Consider the following 16,693-nt stretch of genomic DNA (forward strand, 5'->3'; position numbering starts at 1 on the left):
CTGAACCACTCCTTGTTCCTTGGACTGTGACTAATATGATTATTGTTAAAAACAATTAAAATATACTAAAACAGCGAAAGCTGAGAGCTTTCGGGCAGACCGTGAAGTACGCCGACTTCCTTTAAGGTCTCGATAACCGCCTTGGTAACCTTGGTCTTTGCCTGCATATCCTCGATTGAGAGGTACTCGCCCTTCTTGCCCGATTCTGCAAGCGAGAGCGCCGCCGCCTCGCCTACTCCGGGAAGTGATGAAAACGGAAGCCTGATTTTACCGTCCTCAACAGCGAACATCTTTGCGTCGGATTTATAGATGTCAACGGGAAGAACCTCAATCTTCCTTGCGAACATCTCGTTGACGATTTGAAGGGTTGAATACTCCTTCTCCTCCTTATCACTCGCCTCGTGAACACTCATTTTGCGCTTGATACGGCTCATTTTTTCCTTAACCGCCGCGTGTCCCTGCATTACAACAGCGCCGTCGAGGTTTTCGCTGCGGACGGTGAAATAAGCGGCGTAATACTCCAGCGGCTTATGAACCTTGTACCAGCCGAGCCTGAGCGCCGCAATCATATAAGCCGCGGCGTGCGCCTTGGGGAACATATACTTAATCTTCATACACGAGTCGATGTACCACTCGGGCACGTTGTGCTCGCGCATAGCCTTGAAGTGTTCCTCGGTCAAAAGCTTTGTCGCGTTGCCCTTACGGACAATCTCCATAATCTTGAACGACATAGAGTCGTCAAGTCCCTTGTGCATTAGGTAGGTCATAATGGAGTCACGTGTTCCGATAACGTCTGAAATTGTGCACGTGCCGTTGTGGATCAAATCCTGCGCGTTGCCCAGCCAAACGTCCGTACCGTGGGAAAGTCCCGAAATCTGCAAAAGGTCGGTAAAGGTCTGGGGTTTGGCTTCAATGAGCATTCCCTGAACAAAGCTTGTGCCGCATTCGGGAATACTGAACGTGCCGATTTGCGAGTCGATATCCTCGGGGGTAACGCCGAGCGCCTCGGTTGAGGTGAACAGCGACATTACCTTGGGATCGCTCATACTGACGTCCATAACGGGAATACCCGTGAACATCTCGAGATAATGGTAAATCGTCGGAACATCGTGTCCGAGCTCGTCGAGCTTGGTGATGGTATCGTGAATTGAATGGAAATCGAAGTGGGTTGTGATGTTGTCGGAGGTCATATCGTTTGCAGGGTGCTGAACCGGACAGAAGTCGTAGACGTCGTTCGTCCTCGGCACAACAACCATTCCGCCCGGGTGCTGACCTGTGGTTCGCTTAACGCCGGTGCAGCCCTTGGCAAGCCTTTTAAGCTCTGCCTTGTGGAAGTTGATTGACTTTTCCTCCTGATATTTTTTAACAAAGCCGATTGCGGTTTTTTCCGCTACGGTTGAGATTGTGCCTGCCTTAAACACGTTGTTTTTGCCGAACAGCTCCTCGGTGTAGCGGTGGGATTTTGACTGATATTCACCGCTGAAGTTAAGGTCGATATCAGGAACCTTGTCGCCCTTGAAGCCGAGGAAGGTTTCAAACGGAATCTCGTGGCCGTCCTGATCCATCAGCGTGCCGCATTCGGGGCAGTTTTTGGGCGGCATATCAAAGCCCGAGCCGTAGCTGCCGTCGGTGATAAACTCGCTGTGCTTGCACTTTTTGCAGACGTAGTGCGGACAAAGCGGATTTACCTCGGATATACCCGACATTGTGGCTACGAACGACGAGCCTACCGATCCTCGCGAGCCTACAAGGTAGCCGTGAGCCTCGCTGTCGGCAACGAGCTTTTGAGCTGTCATATACAAAACGGAAAATCCGTAGGTTGTGATTGAATTTAGCTCCTTGTCGAGCCTTGCCTTTACAATTTCGGGAAGCGGATCGCCGTATCTTTCCTTGGCACGCTTCCATGTGATGTCGATTAGCTGCTCCTGAGCGCCCTCGATGTTCGGAGGGAACGTACCCTTTGGTATCGGGCGGATGCTGTCGCACATATCGGCAATCATATTCGGGTTGGTAACGACAACCTCATACGCCTTTTCCTCGCCCAGCCACTCAAACTCCCCTAGCATTTCGGCTGTGGTTCTGAAAAACAGCGGCGGCTGCTTGTCCGCGTCGGCAAACTTTTGCGAAGCCTGCAAAATTTTACGGTAGTCCGAATCGTGCGGATCCATAAAGTGAACGTCGCAGGTTGCGCAGACGGGCTTGCCGAGCTCCTTTCCAAGCCTGATAATCTTGCGGTCAATCTCCCTGAGGTCGTCGATATCCTTGAAGATACCCTCGCGGAGCATAAAGGCGTTATTGCCCGAGGGCTGAATTTCGAGATAATCGTAGAAGGATGCAATTCGCTTTACCTCAGCCCACGGCGCGTTTTTGAGAATACTCTTGTAGAGCTGTCCCTCGCAGCACGCCGAGCCGATTATCAGCCCTTCCCTGTGCTCAACGAGCGAGCTTTTGAGAATTCTCGGTTTTTTATAGAAGGTTTTAAGGTGGCTTTCGGAAATCAGCTTGTAGAGATTTTTTAAGCCGACCTGATTTTTAGCAATTATAATTTGGTGGTAGGACGGAAGCTTTTTGAAGTCGCCGCCCGCGATTTTTGTGTTGATGTCCTTGGCGTCGAAAATACCATAGTCGTCCTTAAGCCTTTGGCAGAGGTTGAGGAAAATTCTCGACAAAATCTCGGCGTCGTCGGTCGCGCGGTGGTGGTTGAACTTGCCGAGTTTTAAATAATTTGCCACGGTGTCGAGCTTGACATTCTTGATGTCGGGCAAAATCGCCCTTGAAATAGCCACCGTGTCAATGGAGGTAAAGCCGTAGTCAACGCCCATATTCTCGCACGCCTTGCGGATAAACGAGGTATCGAACGGCGCGTTGTGGGCTACAAGCACGCTGCCCTCGGCAAATTCAAGAAAAGCCGAAACGGCTTCAGCCTGCGAAGGCGCGTCCTTTACCATATCGTCGGTAATTCCTGTCAGCTGCACAATTTTTGATGGAATCGGCATTTCAGGATTTGCGAAGGTCGAGAAGGTATCAGTTACCTCGCCGTTTACGACCTTTACCGCGCCGATTTCGGTGATTTTATCGCTCAGCGGAGAAAGTCCCGTGGTCTCGATATCGAAGCAGACAAACGTGCCGTCGAGCGGCATTTCCGCGTCGCCCGAAACGGACTCCACGAGGTCGTCTACAAAATAAGCCTCTGTGCCGTAGAGAATTTTGATTTTTTCGCCGTCTTTATTGATTTTATCGGCGGCTTTCATTGCGTCGGGGAACGCCTGAGCAACGCCGTGGTCGGTAATCGCAATCGCCTTGTGTCCCCAGCTGTAGGCGCGGTTTACAAGGTCGCCTGCCGAGGTGATGGCGTCCATCTGCGACATATTTGTATGCAAGTGAAGCTCAACGCGCTTTTGCTCCGCCTTATCGACAACCTTTACCTTTTCGGCAGTGCCGATTCCGCGCGCGTTTACGACAATCTCGGAAGCGTATTTATCGTACTCAACGTCGCCCATAACGGCGATTGTACTGCCCTTTTTGAGGTTATCGAGCATGGCGGACTCGCGGATTGAGTTAAACACCTTTACCGTGGTCGAGCCTGTGTAGTCGGTTATGTCGATTGTGAAAATATTTTTGTCGCCCGAACGGGTAACGCGCTTTTCAATGTCAAAAACATCGCCCCAGATAAGCACCTTTCCGCTGTCGTCGGCAATTGAGCTGATGGGCACATACTTGCCGCGGATACTCCTGCCGTAGAGCGGTCTTACAGAGGTTTCAATGAGCTGAGGTGTGGCGTATTTTCCCTCGCGGATTTCAATTTCGACGGTTTTTTCACGCATTTTCTGTCTTGCGTTGTCATCAGCCTGCTGTTCACCGTAGTAATCGGCAGAAAGCTGAATTTGCTCTCTTCTCGCCTGCTCCTCGGCGCTTTTAATCGCCTGGCGGTATTCTTCGCTGTCCGCCTTGACCTCGAAAATACCCGTATACTTAATCGCAACATTGAGCGAAAACTGCTCGTTAATTATACGCGCGAGCGCCTTGTCAAATTCCTTTGCGTCGAGCAGAGCCTTGCCGCCGTTTTGGAGCTTGATTGTCAGTACGTTGTCCTCGTAACTCACCTCGGCGTTGTTGAGAGTGCCGTTAATGCTGGGCATTTCCCTTCTGACGGTTGCATAAAGCGACTGAAAACAGTCTGCCGAGAACAACTCGGAATTGAACTTAGGCTTGATTAAAACCTGAGAATTAAGCGCCTTGGAAAACTTTTTTTCCGACTTAATAAGTTCGTCAAAATTAATGTATGTATCAAAATGAACGTTAATCGTAATTAACCGTATTTTATTATTTATGTTGACATCTAAAATCTCTCCGTTTAAGAGCGCCGGGGCAATTCCCGAGCAGTCGCAAACAGAGCCGAATAAACTTCCTAAAGTATTCATATACTCCCTTCAAATCAGCTATATATACAATTTATAATTGTAGGGGCGGACCCGTGTGTCCGCCCCTGAGCAGACATTTATTCACATTCAAACGCCCGATAAAAAATTAAACTTTTGTTGACTATCCGCGGGCGGACACGCGGGTCCGCCCCTACGGTATACAGGAAAAGTTGTATAAAAAATGAATTATTTAAAGCTTATTAACCTCATCAATGAGCGCGTCGACGAGCTTATCCTCGCTGACCTTATACAAAACTTCGCCTTTTTTGAAAATAATTCCGCAGCCGTCGCCGCCTGCCAAGCCGATATCGGCTTCCTTTGCCTCTCCCGGGCCGTTTACAACGCAGCCCATAACGGCGACCTTTATGTTTTTGTTGCAGCCGCGCAGGCGTTCCTCTACCTCGTTCGCAATTTTAACGAGGTCAATCCTCGTTCTGCCGCAGGTCGGGCAGGAAACGAACTGTACGCCGTCCTTTTTGATGTCGAGCGCCTTAAGAATATCATACGCGGCGTAAACCTCGCGGACAGGGTCGGCTGTCAGCGATACACGGATCGTGTCGCCTATTCCCCTTAACAGCAGCGAGCCGATACCTGCCGAGGATTTGATAATTCCCATACGCTCGGTGCCTGCCTCGGTAACGCCGAGGTGGAGCGGATAATCGCAGCGCTGAGCGGCAATCTCATACGCCTTAATCATATTTGAAACGGTTGAGCTTTTCATCGAAAGCACAATGTCGGTAAAATCGAATTTTTCGAGCAGTGAAGCGTGGTAAAGCGCGCTGTCGCAGAGCGCCTCGGGCGTCGGATGGCCGTACTTCGCTAAAATTTCCTTTTCGAGCGAGCCGGAATTTACGCCGATCCTAATCGGGATACCCCTCTGCCTGCAGGCGTCTGCTACCGCCTTTACCCTGTCGTCAGAGCCGATATTGCCCGGGTTAATGCGGATTTTATCAATGCCTGCCGCGCACGCTTCAAGCGCGAGCTTGTAGTTAAAATGAATATCCGCGACAATCGGCACGCTTACGGCTTCCTTAAGAGCCGGAATAAGCTTTACCGCGTCCATATCGGGGATTGCCGCGCGGATAATTTGACAGCCGGCTTCTTCAAGCGCCTTTGCCTGTTTTACCGAGCCTTCGACGTCGGTTGACGGCACGTTGAGCATCGACTGTACGCTGACCTCAGCGCCGCCGCCGATTAACACATTTCCTGCTTTAACCTGAATTTTGCTGCCCATATTATCCTCCTAACTGATTGTCGGGAACGTGCCCGTGATTAGCTGCCAAACGTCCTTGACAGATATCGCTATTATAAACATTATCAAAATCGCAAGACCGACGCCGTTGACGATATACTCGAACTTTCGCGGCAGAGGTCTGCGGATAATCGCCTCGATTATCAAAAACAAAAATCTTCCGCCGTCAAGCGCCGGGAACGGAAGCATATTTACTACGCCGAGGTTGACGGTGATGAGCGCCATTATGAACACGATGTTGTTCACGGCACTTGCAAAGTTCACCTTTAAGCCCTCGGAAGCTACCATTGAAACCGCCTTTGTCATACCGACCGGGCCCGAAAGGTCGTTAAAGCTGAATCTGCCCTGAACGAGCATTATAAGCGACTGCCAAACGGTTTTCGCGAGTGAGATTGTCTGACTTCCCGTCTGCTCAAGCACGGTGAAAAAGTTCTTTTCAACCGGCTCAACATAAAAATCTATTCCGACGGAAGCCTTGTTATTCTCAGCGTCCTCCTCGCTTGCATAGTAGGAATAAAACTGCACCTGCTCAAGCTCGGTTTTCTCGCCGCCGCGTTCAACGGTTACGTCCGCGGTGAAGCGCTGACGGCTGTCGCGGACCTCAATCTCGGGGTACTTATACTTGGTTTTATCCGTCACTCCGAGGGTTGAATAGATTTTGTCGGTGGTCGTTTTCAGGATAGAATACGCCTGCTCCTTATTATCGACCTTGTTGATCTGAGTTGTGCCGTCGGTTAGAACTTCGGATATTTTCTGAACCTCATCCTTTGAGATTTCCCTGCCGATTAAATCGGTTCCGTTCGCGAGGTTGTAGCAAAGCCTGTAGAGCTCGGAACAGCAGTCCTGCTTATAGACCGTGACGGACTTGGGATCAACGTCGCTCACCTGAAGCGTTTGAACCGCAAACTGCAAGTCCTTAGTATTCCAAATCGGATAACCGTTGATCGAGGTAATTTTGTCGCCTGCCTGCAAGCCGCTGTTAGCGGTGTATGAGTTAGGCGCAAACTGCTTAACGATTGTGGACTCATACCCCGGCATTTGCACAACGACAATAAACATCAGCAAAAAGCCGACGAGTATGTTCATAACCGCGCCTGCGACAATAATAATCATCCGCTTCCAGATTTTAGCGTTTGTAAACGCGCGCGGATTGTCGCTGGACTGATCCTCGCCCTCCATGGCGCAGTAACCGCCGATTGGAAAAAGCCTGAGAGAATACTGTGTTTCGCCCTTTTTGAAGCCGAAAATTTTAGGTCCCATACCGAGAGCGAACTCGTTGACCTGAACTCCGGATTTTTTCGCCGTGATAAAGTGTCCGAACTCGTGGGCGAAAATTATAAATTCAAATAAAAGAACTCCTATAACTATTAGTGCTATTGTAACTAAAATTTGCATTAAATAAAAGTCAACTCCAAATTAGATTACCGCAAAAATTACCCAATTACCCATTCGAAAAACATTCGTAAGTTTACAGTTGTAGTGACAGCCGCAAGGGTCTCCCCTACGATTATTAACCAAATGTATATTAATAAATTCCGACTTTTTCTTTTACATACTGTCGCGCAAGGCTGTCCGCCTTAATTACGTCATCAACGGATGACGGTACAAAGTTTTTAACGCTCTCTACCGCTCCGCAGACAAGTTCGCCTATGTCAAGAAATTTAATTTTGCCGTTCCTGAACAGCATATTTGCTTCCTCATTTGCGCCGTTCGCGATTGCCGTAGCCGCGCCGCCCATTTTGAGAGCGGTTTTACAGGCGTTAAGGCACTTAAAGGTCTCGTAGTCTGGCTCGAAGAAGGTCATCTTGCCGATTCCGGCAAGGCTGAGCTCCGCCACGGGAGATTCAAAACGGCTGGGGTAAGTGATGGCGTACTGAATTGGAATTCTCATATCGGGCACGCCGAGCTGTGCGATTACGGAATTGTCCGTGTACTCGACCAGCGAGTGAATAATGCTCTCGCGGTGAACGACAACGTCGATGTCGTCGCCGCTTACGTCAAAGAGCCTTGCCGCCTCGATAATCTCCAAACCCTTGTTCATCATAGATGCCGAGTCGATTGTGATTTTCGCGCCCATACTCCAGTTGGGATGGTTGAGCGCCTGCTCAACGGTGACGTCCTTTAGCTCGTCATAGCTTTTACCGAAGAACGGGCCGCCGGAAGCGGTCAAAATCAACTTTTTGAGCGCCTTGTTGTCGGGAGCACCCTGCAGGCACTGGAAGATTGCCGAATGTTCGCTGTCCACAGGCAAGAGCTTTACGCCGTTACGCTTAACCGCGTCTGTCACCAAGTCGCCGCCTGCTACCAGCGTTTCTTTATTGGCGAGGGCGATGTCTTTTTTTGCTTCAATCGCCGCCATGGTCGGCTTTAAGCCCACCATGCCCACAACGGAATTAAGCACCAGCGAGGCGCTCGGGATAACGGCGGCTTCGATCAAGCCGTCCATTCCTCCCAGTACCCTTGTGCCGGTGTCCTTAACCCTGAGCCTGAGCTCGGCGGCTTTGTCCTCGTTAAAGAGCACCGCGAGCTCCGGCTTATATTTTCTTATTTGATTTTCGATAAGGTCAACGTTTGAAGCGGCGGTAATTGCCGAAACCTTAAGCCCCAGTTTATCGACAACGTCGAGCGACTGAGTGCCGATAGAGCCCGTTGAACCGAGAATTGAAATTGAATTAATCATAATTTAACCTGCGCTTAAAATCGGTAAGAAGGAATTAACTATCAGCACCATGGGAACGGTGAAAATAATGCTGTCGAAGCGGTCGAGCATTCCGCCGTGTCCCGGGAAAAGATTGCTGTAGTCCTTGATGCCGATGGTTCTTTTTATAAGCGAAAAGCTTAAATCGCCCACAATTGACAGCACTGCGTCGCACACTCCGATGATGATAAGAGGGATAAAGTTGACCGTCAACTGCGGAGTAATAAGAATGCCGAACAAAAAACCAATCGCAACAGCCGCGAGCACGCAGGTGAAAACTCCGCCGATTGCTCCCTCTACCGTCTTTTTGGGGCTGATATTGGGGCAAAGCTTGTGTTTTCCGAACAGCGAGCCTGCAAAAAAAGCTCCCGCGTCAGCCATCCACGGAACCGCAAAGCAAATCACAAAGAAAAAGCTGAGGCTAAGCGACCTCATACAGAGAAACGCTATGCTCGAAGTACCGAGTGTAACGAGCGCCGTTCCGGTAAAGGCGTAGGATAAATCGGAATAATTGATTTTGTCGTGTCTGACAATGCTTGCGAAAAACACTATCATCAGCAGGGCGAACACCGCGATGTAGATAAAAAACATCAGCTTATACGCCGCCAGCATACAAACTCCCGCGGCAAAAACAATGCAGGGAATTGAAATGATGTAGGTTTTAAGCAGCTTGTTGCCGTAGAGATACTCGCCTATCATAACCGCCGTTACAAGCGATAGGAGTATCGGAAGCAACGGCCGCCAAAGCTCTGATAATATGATAATCAGAATTATAAGCGGTATTCCGATTATGGCTGTTAATAGTCTTGGTTTTAATGATTTCATCTAAATTAGTCCTCTTACAGTTTTTGCGGTTATACTCCTCCGTAGCGCCTGTTGCGCTGAGAGTAGATTTTAAGAGCTTCGTCAAGGTCGGATTTTTGAAAATCAGGCCAGAGCTTGTTCATAATTACAAACTCGGTATACGCCGACTGCCAAAGCATAAAGTTTGAAATTCTGTACTCGCCGCTCGGTCTGATGATAAGGTCGGGATCGGGCTGGCCTGCGGTGTAGAGATTATCCGAAATAAGCTGTTCGGTGATGTCGTCCTCACTGATTTTGCCGTTTTTGACCGCGGCGCTGATGTTTTTAACCGCGCGGACAATTTCATCGCGGCTGCCGTAGTTCATCGCGATGTTGAGCACCATGCCCTCTCTGTCCTTGGAGCACTCCTCGTTTTCGTCCATAAGCTCCCTAAGCTCCGGAGAAAAGCCGCTTTTGTCACCGATAAAGCGCACAACGATATCGTCGTCCTTAAAGTCGCGGATAGCTTCCTCAAGATAGGACTTAAACAGCTTCATCAATGCTCCTACCTCGTCCTCGGGGCGTTTCCAGTTCTCGGTTGAGAACGCGTAAACCGTGAGGTACTTAATTCCGACCTCGGAGCAGTAGCGCGTGATTTTTCTGAAGGTACGCGCGCCTTCGGTATGGCCTGCCTTGCGCGGAAGTCCGCGTTTTTTTGCCCAGCGGCCGTTGCCGTCCATTATAATTCCGACGTGCTTAGGCAGGACAAGCTCAGCGTGGTTTATTTCAGGTTTTTTACCTATGCCGAAAATAGCCATATTACAGCTCCATTACTTCCTTTTGCTTGTCAGCGGAAATGCTGTCTACCTTTTTGATGAATTTGTCGGTAAGCTCCTGAGTCTTTTTCTCGCCGTGCTTGAGGTCGTCCTCGGTCAGCTCGCCTGACTTTTTAAGGCTCTTAAGCTTGTCGATTGTATCGCGTCTTACGTTGCGGATTTGAACCTTTGTGTCCTCGGCAATACGCTGAACGTCCTTAACGATTCCCTTACGTCTGTCCTCGGTGAGGGGCGGAAAAATAAGGCGGATAATCTTGCCGTCGTTCATGGGGTTAATGCCGATGTCGGACTTCTGGATTTCCTTTTCAATCTGTCTTAAAATAGAAGCGTCCCACGGCTGAATTGTAAGGGTTCTCGCCTCGGTTACCGAAACCGCCGCGAGCTGGTTTATGGGAGTGGGAGTTCCGTAGTAGTCAACCTTAACCTTGTCAAGAACAGCAGGATTTGCTCTGCCTGCTCTGATTTCGGCGTACTCTGTGCAGAGGTGGTCGATTCTTCTGCCCATTCTTTCTTCAGCCTTTTTGAGTGTTTCTTTCATACTTATGCCTCCTAAATTGAATTATTATCAAAAATTAAATTTCGTTTTTTACGACTGTGCCGATATTCTCGCCGCACACAGCCCTGTAGATGTTCTCGGGATCGTCAATGCTGAACACCAAAATCGGAAGGTCGTTGTCCTTGCAGAGAGCTGACGCGGTGCTGTCCATAACCGCCAAGCCCTTGTTGAGCACGTCCTGATGGGTGATTGTCTCGAACTTCTTTGCGTCGGGGTTTTTCTTGGGATCGCTGTCATAAACGCCGTCAACCATTGTAGCCTTCATAATTACGTCGGCTTCAATTTCTACCGCTCTTAAAGCAGCGGCGGTGTCGGTGCTGAAGAACGGATTGCCCGTGCCGCAGCCGAAAATTACAACCTTGCCCCTGTTGAGGTGGGCGATTGCCTTGTTGCGGATATACGGCTCTGCTACCTGGCGCATTGAGATTGCGGTCTGAACCCTGACTTCAACGCCGAGGGCTTCGAGAGCGTCGGCAACGCCGAGAGCGTTGATTGTGGTTGCGAGCATTCCCATATGGTCGGCTCTGGTTCTGTCCATTTCGCCCGAGCTTCTGCCTCTCCAGAAGTTTCCGCCGCCTACAACAACGGCTACCTGAACGCCTGCTTCGACGCATTTTTTGATTGGCTCGCAGATTTTTTGAACGACGTCAAAGTCGATTCCGTGTTTATTTTCTCCGGCGAGAGATTCGCCTGAAAGCTTTAGTAAAATTCTTTTGTATTTTGGTTGCATACATAACACTCCATTATTCATATAGTTATTTACAATTATACAATATATTGGAAACAAAGTAAAGGCAAAACACTAAATATTTTGAATTTGTAAAAATAAAAAAGGCGCGGAATTTTACTTCCGCACCTTAAATTTCACAAATAGAATTATAGCACCTTTGAGAGGAAATCTTTGAGTCTGGGGCTCTTGGGATTATCGAAAAATTCCTCGGGCGAACCCTGCTCAACAATTACTCCCTCGTCAACAAATACAATCTTTGTTCCTACTTCCCTCGCGAAGCCCATCTCGTGGGTAACGACAACCATTGTCATACCCTCCTTGGCAAGCTGCTTCATAACCTCGAGAACCTCTCCTACCATTTCGGGATCGAGTGCCGAGGTCGGCTCGTCAAAGAGCATTACGTCGGGGTTCATTGCAAGCGCGCGTACAATAGCGATACGCTGCTTTTGTCCGCCGGAAAGCTGCGAAGGATATGCGTCGGCTCTGTCGGCAAGTCCTACGCGCTCCAAAAGCGCCATTGCGTTCTTTTCAGCCTCCGCCTTGCTCTGTTTGAGGAGCTTCATCGGGCCGATTGTCATATTTCTGAGCACCGTCATATGCGGAAACAGGTTGAACTGCTGGAACACCATTCCCATCTTTTGGCGGTGAATGTTGATATCTACGCTTTTGTCGGTAATGTCCACGCCCTCAAAGTAAATTGAGCCGCCGGTGGGTTCTTCAAGCAGGTTAAGGCAGCGCAAAAATGTGGATTTACCCGAGCCCGAGGCTCCGATAACAACCATAACGTCGCCTTTGTCAATCTCGGCGTTTACGCCCTTAAGAACCTCCATATCGTCAAACGATTTGCAGAGATCCTCAACCTTGATTAAAACATCAGTGGTCACTGCTGCGCAGCCTCCTTTCGAGCTTCTTTAAGAAGAACTGAAGTATCAGTACGATTATCAGGTAAATTGCCGCGATTGTGATAAGCGGAAAGAACGCCTCGTAGGTTCTTGAACGGATAAAGTTGCCCACGTAGGTCAAATCCTGCAGCGCAACGTAGCCTGCAACCGAGGTCTCCTTTACGAGCACGATAAACTCGTTGCCGAGCGCAGGCAAAATATTCTTGAACGCCTGCGGCAGAATTACAAGCACCATAGTCTGCTTGTAGTTAAAGCCGAGCGAACGGCTCGCCTCAAACTGCCCCTTGTCGATTGACATAATACCCGAGCGGACAATCTCGGCAACATAAGCGCCGGAGTTCATACCGAACGAGATAAACGCCGCCAAAATGCCGTTGCGCGAGCTTGCGAAGATGATAAAATACATAATCATAAGCTGAATTACAACAGGCGTTCCGCGGATTACGGTTATGTAGACATTGCAAATTGCGTTAAGCACCTTAAGAACACGGTCGCCAAACTTTTGGCACTTTTTTCCCGCAAGCTGCATATCGTGCGTTGAACGTATCATCGCGATTAAAAAGCCGAGCACGATACCGATAAGCGCGGCGACGATAGTAATTTGGATTGTCACCCACAAGCCGTTTAAAAGCTGCAGCCAGCGGTTGTCGGTGATAAAGGTCGCCTCAAAGCTCTGTGCTATGCTGTTAAAAAACTCTCCCATAAAATCTTCCTTAATAAATATAGGTAAACAAACAACAGGCGGGTAATAAATACCCGCCTTATGTGAGCAAATTTTTAATTATGAAGCCTTGATGTACTTGTCAATAATCTTCTTAACAGTACCGTCAGCCTTGAGCTCTGCGAGAGCCTTGTTGAACTGCTCTGTAAGCTCGCTGCCCTTCTTAAGGCAGATTGCGTAGTCCTCGTTCTCGAAGGGCTCGTCAAGAATTTTTGTGCCCTTGTTCTGCTCAACAAACTTCTTGGCAGGCTCGTTGTCGATTACAACAGCGTCAACCTTCTTCTGGGTAAGTGCAAGCACTGCGTCTGCGCCCTTGCTGAAACGCTCAACCTTTGTGCCGTCCTTTTCCATATCGGAAACGTAGATGTCGCCGGTTGTACCGAGCTGTACGCCTACGGTAGCGCCCTTGAGGTCGTCAGCCTTTGCAACCTTTGTCTCGCCTTCGTTAACGATGATAGCCTGGATTGCTGTTGTGTAAGAATCTGTAAAGTCAACGCTCTTCTTTCTCTCGTCGGTAACGGTCATACCTGCCATACCAAAGTCAGCCTTGCCTGAGCTAACGGCTGTGATGATAGCGTCAAACTCCATATCGTCGATTACAAGTGTGTAGCCGAGTTTGTCGCAAAGAGCCTGTGCAAGCTCTGCGTCGATACCTACAACCTTGCCGCCCTCCTGATACTCATAGGGCTCGAAAGCTGCGTTTGTAGCCATGTGCAGCTCGCCTTTTGCCGCTGTGCTCTCAGACGACTTGCTGTCTGAGGTCTTGCTGTCGGACGCTGCCGACGAACTCTCGGTTTTACCGCCGCAGCCTGCAAACATTACGGCTGTCGAGCAAACGAGTACGGCTGCTAAGAATAATGCCAAAAACTTTTTCATAAAAATACATCTCCTATCAAAATTTAACATCTATTAATATAGCAGAGTTATGCGAAAAAATCAAGATTATTATTGCGATTTATGCAAAAATTTTAAAAATAATACATTATTTTTTATACCTTGTTTCGGCAAGGTGTACATAAGGCGCGATTTAATCGGGTTTTGCGTTTTTCTTCTTTTGCTTTTTGACGGACTTGATAATTTTGATTACGGTAAAAGTCAAAATCACAATCAAGCCGAGAACTCCGCAGCCTACAATCACATACGGAAAATAGCTGCGCTCGGGATTATCGTTCAGTTCGCCCAGATCGGTGAGGGATTTATCATCGGTGTCATCTCCCCCGGGCAAATCGCCGTTATCGTCAGCGGCAGAGCTTTTGTCCTTAACGGCGTCGGCTTTTCCGCTTAAAGGCGAGGATGATTTTGATGAATTATTGACATTTGAGGCTTTTCCTGCGGTGTTAACAACGCCGCTGCTGCCTGAGCTTACGGGCAGGCTGCCGCCCGACTTTGAAATACAATCGCTGATTTTAAAATTTACGTCGCTTCCGCCGTCGCCTACAGCCTTGAATTTGAGATTAAACAGACCTGATGAATTTTGCTGATTGTAGAATACGACCTTAAGCTTATCTCCGCTAAAATTGCTGCGGACAAGCGACTCGCTCTCACATCCGCGAAATTCGAGCGCGGACTTGTCGTAATCGAACTCAAAAACCGCCGCTCCCAAATCCGCGGAATTTGAACAGCTCACGCCGATTGTGGCAATACGGTTTAAGTCCACCTCGGCAGACTCGAGCGAAAAATTAACGGTCTCTGTGGAATATGCGGAGAACATCGAGCAAGATAGTATTATAATTGAAATCACCGTCGTGATAATATGTTTCATAATTAAGCAACTCCTGCGTTTAGTATATCATTGAATTTATGAAATAGCAAGAATAAACAATTAACATCTATAAAAATTGAAAGATGGGATTTACAGTTCGAATCCCCTTGCGCCAAATAAAAAAACGCCCTTTCGGACGTTTTTTTATTTGGCGGAGAGAAGGGGATTCGAACCCCTGGTACGGTGATTACCGTACACATGATTTCCAATCATGCTCCTTCGGCCAGCTCGGACATCTCTCCAAACAACGGTGTATATTATAACAAATAACTTTGAAAAAATCAAGTATAAAAATTAATTATTTCTTATATTTCCTGCCTTGAATAACATCGCGCTCTTTAAAAGCCTTATTAATCGTATTCAGCACGCGCTTTTTGTCGGCGCTCCAGATCGGAGATACCAGCAGTTTTTTGTCGCCGTCGCCTGTTAATCTGTGGATTGAAACACCACTTGGCAGGCGTTCTATGCACTCGCAGAGAATATCCGCGTATTCTTCGAGCGACAGAGTTTCAAACATTCCGCGGTTATATTCTTCAAGCAGATCGGTGCCCTTTAATACGTGCAGAAGCTGGAGCTTTATTCCGTCGCTCCTCTCGCCTGCGTACACGGCGCTTTTTATCATCATATCTCGGCTCTCAAACGGTAAGCCGAGAATGATGTGCGTGATGACGTACACGCCGATATTTTTTAAATCAGCAACCGCCTTATCGTACACATCAAGCTCGTATCCGCGCCTGATGTAGTCCGCGGTAGCTTTATGAACCGTCTGCAAGCCGAGTTCAACCCAAACGGGCTTGATTTTGTTTAGCTCATCGAGCAAAGCGAGTACATCATCACCCAAACAGTCGGGACGGGTGGCAATTGATAACGCGGCGATTTCATCGGGCGCAACCGCCTCGTGAAAAATCCTTCTGAGATATTCTACATCGGCGTAGGTGTTTGTGAACGGCTGAAAGTACGCTATAAACTTTTTGCAGTTTGTTTTGCTCTGAATTCTGCGCTTCGCGTCCTCGATTTGCTCTGTTATGCTCAGGCGTTTGTCGGCAGAAAATTCCCCCGAACCGCCCGAACTGCAAAAAATACAACCTCTATCGCCCAACTTGCCGTCGCGGTTTGGGCAGGTCATTCCGCCGTTTAGCGAGATTTTATATACCTTTTCACCGAAGGTTTTTAATAAATATTCGTTTAAGGAATAATAATACATATTTCACCAAAAAAGAAAAAAGCCGGTGTTGCTGATCCGAAAGGATGAGTAAAAACCGGTCTTTTTTCTATGAAAGGAACATCTATGAAAAAGTGAAGTTGTTGGTTAAGTTGTTTATCTTTACTGTGGTTATATAATAACTCCGCTTTGTGACAGAAATTTGAAGTTAAACGCAAAAGTTTGTGAAAGATAAAAGAAAACTACGAAAACTTTTTGATATATTCAAAGAATACCGCGTTAACCTCGTCCTCAACCTTTTCAAGTTCCTCGTCAAGACCGCCGTTAAAAAACATTTTTGTGTGCTTGCTAAGCGAAAGATACGCGCCTATCAGGTTTTTGCGCACCTCGTTTTGAAGCTCGTCGCTGAGCTCTTTTCCGCAGGACAGCCCGAGATACACGTTTTGGTCGATAATCTGGGTTGAGATTGAGGAGTTCTTAAGCTCAAAGGTATTAACCTTGTGCAGACCGAAGTAAAATTCTTTTACAGAAAATTCCTCACCCTGAATTTCCTTGTCCTTATCCTTTTCGGCAACCTCGTACTCGTAGTAATCGAGCGAAAAATCCTGCTTTGTGATAAAGTCGTGCATATAGTTCGGGTTATGCGCGAGGATGTAATACAGCCTGATTGCGTAAACGGCGCTTTCAAGACAGGCAAAGGCCGCGTACTGCATATGGCTGTCGTTAAGGCGCAAAAAGCTGTACATATTTTGATAAACCGACTTGTTGACCGAAATCAAAATCAGCCTTTCGTTCTCCCTGAAATCCGCAAGCATCGGATTAGAGAGGTAGGTCATCGTGAACTTATACGACCTGTTTACGAAATCGGAA

General features: G+C 48.2%; 14 protein-coding genes and 1 tRNA gene. All 15 read right to left on the reverse strand.

Going from position 1 to position 16,693, the window contains the following annotated elements; genetic code table 11:
• Window positions 1-65 precede the first annotated feature (65 nt).
• Window positions 66-4,421, reverse strand: coding sequence for a PolC-type DNA polymerase III (locus tag AB1I50_RS02210; protein WP_407724579.1), 4,356 nt, complete (start codon window positions 4,419-4,421; stop codon window positions 66-68).
• A 190-nt stretch (window positions 4,422-4,611) separates the two neighbouring features.
• On the reverse strand, window positions 4,612-5,655 hold the full coding sequence (gene ispG, locus AB1I50_RS02215) for a flavodoxin-dependent (E)-4-hydroxy-3-methylbut-2-enyl-diphosphate synthase (protein WP_407724580.1): 1,044 nt from the start codon (window positions 5,653-5,655) through the stop codon (window positions 4,612-4,614).
• A gap of 9 nt (window positions 5,656-5,664) precedes the next feature.
• Complete coding sequence (gene rseP, locus AB1I50_RS02220; protein ID WP_407724581.1) at window positions 5,665-7,068, reverse strand: RIP metalloprotease RseP; 1,404 nt, start codon at window positions 7,066-7,068, stop codon at window positions 5,665-5,667.
• A 130-nt stretch (window positions 7,069-7,198) separates the two neighbouring features.
• The gene (locus tag AB1I50_RS02225; RefSeq protein WP_407724582.1) at window positions 7,199-8,353 is read right to left on the reverse strand and encodes a 1-deoxy-D-xylulose-5-phosphate reductoisomerase; all 1,155 of its coding nucleotides are present in this window, start codon (window positions 8,351-8,353) and stop codon (window positions 7,199-7,201) included.
• 3 nt (window positions 8,354-8,356) lie between these two features.
• Entirely contained in the window at window positions 8,357-9,196 is an 840-nt protein-coding gene (locus AB1I50_RS02230) for a phosphatidate cytidylyltransferase (RefSeq protein WP_407724583.1), read from the reverse strand.
• 29 nt (window positions 9,197-9,225) lie between these two features.
• Complete coding sequence (locus AB1I50_RS02235) at window positions 9,226-9,972, reverse strand: undecaprenyl pyrophosphate synthase (RefSeq protein WP_407724584.1); 747 nt, start codon at window positions 9,970-9,972, stop codon at window positions 9,226-9,228.
• A gap of 1 nt (window position 9,973) precedes the next feature.
• On the reverse strand, window positions 9,974-10,528 hold the full coding sequence (frr, locus tag AB1I50_RS02240; RefSeq protein ID WP_407724585.1) for a ribosome recycling factor: 555 nt from the start codon (window positions 10,526-10,528) through the stop codon (window positions 9,974-9,976).
• A gap of 34 nt (window positions 10,529-10,562) precedes the next feature.
• Entirely contained in the window at window positions 10,563-11,276 is a 714-nt protein-coding gene (gene pyrH / locus AB1I50_RS02245; RefSeq protein WP_407724586.1) for a UMP kinase, read from the reverse strand.
• Between the two features lie 146 nt (window positions 11,277-11,422).
• A complete protein-coding gene (locus AB1I50_RS02250; protein ID WP_407725311.1) occupies window positions 11,423-12,106 on the reverse strand; it encodes an amino acid ABC transporter ATP-binding protein in 684 nt (227 codons plus the stop codon).
• A gap of 43 nt (window positions 12,107-12,149) precedes the next feature.
• Window positions 12,150-12,881, reverse strand: coding sequence for an amino acid ABC transporter permease (locus AB1I50_RS02255; RefSeq protein ID WP_407724587.1), 732 nt, complete (start codon window positions 12,879-12,881; stop codon window positions 12,150-12,152).
• A gap of 78 nt (window positions 12,882-12,959) precedes the next feature.
• The gene (locus AB1I50_RS02260; protein WP_407724588.1) at window positions 12,960-13,775 is read right to left on the reverse strand and encodes a basic amino acid ABC transporter substrate-binding protein; all 816 of its coding nucleotides are present in this window, start codon (window positions 13,773-13,775) and stop codon (window positions 12,960-12,962) included.
• Between the two features lie 151 nt (window positions 13,776-13,926).
• Window positions 13,927-14,661, reverse strand: coding sequence for a hypothetical protein (locus tag AB1I50_RS02265; protein ID WP_407724589.1), 735 nt, complete (start codon window positions 14,659-14,661; stop codon window positions 13,927-13,929).
• 149 nt (window positions 14,662-14,810) lie between these two features.
• A tRNA-Ser gene (locus AB1I50_RS02270) sits at window positions 14,811-14,903 on the reverse strand.
• Window positions 14,904-14,959: 56 nt separating this feature from the next.
• On the reverse strand, window positions 14,960-15,865 hold the full coding sequence (locus AB1I50_RS02275; RefSeq protein WP_407724590.1) for a tRNA modification radical SAM protein MnmL/YtqA: 906 nt from the start codon (window positions 15,863-15,865) through the stop codon (window positions 14,960-14,962).
• 200 nt (window positions 15,866-16,065) lie between these two features.
• Entirely contained in the window at window positions 16,066-16,659 is a 594-nt protein-coding gene (locus AB1I50_RS02280) for a hypothetical protein (RefSeq protein ID WP_407724591.1), read from the reverse strand.
• Between the last annotated feature and the right edge of the window lie 34 nt (window positions 16,660-16,693).

This window comes from Ruminococcus sp. NATIVEDY161 (assembly GCF_045819895.1).
Lineage (GTDB): Bacteria > Bacillota > Clostridia > Oscillospirales > Acutalibacteraceae > Ruminococcoides.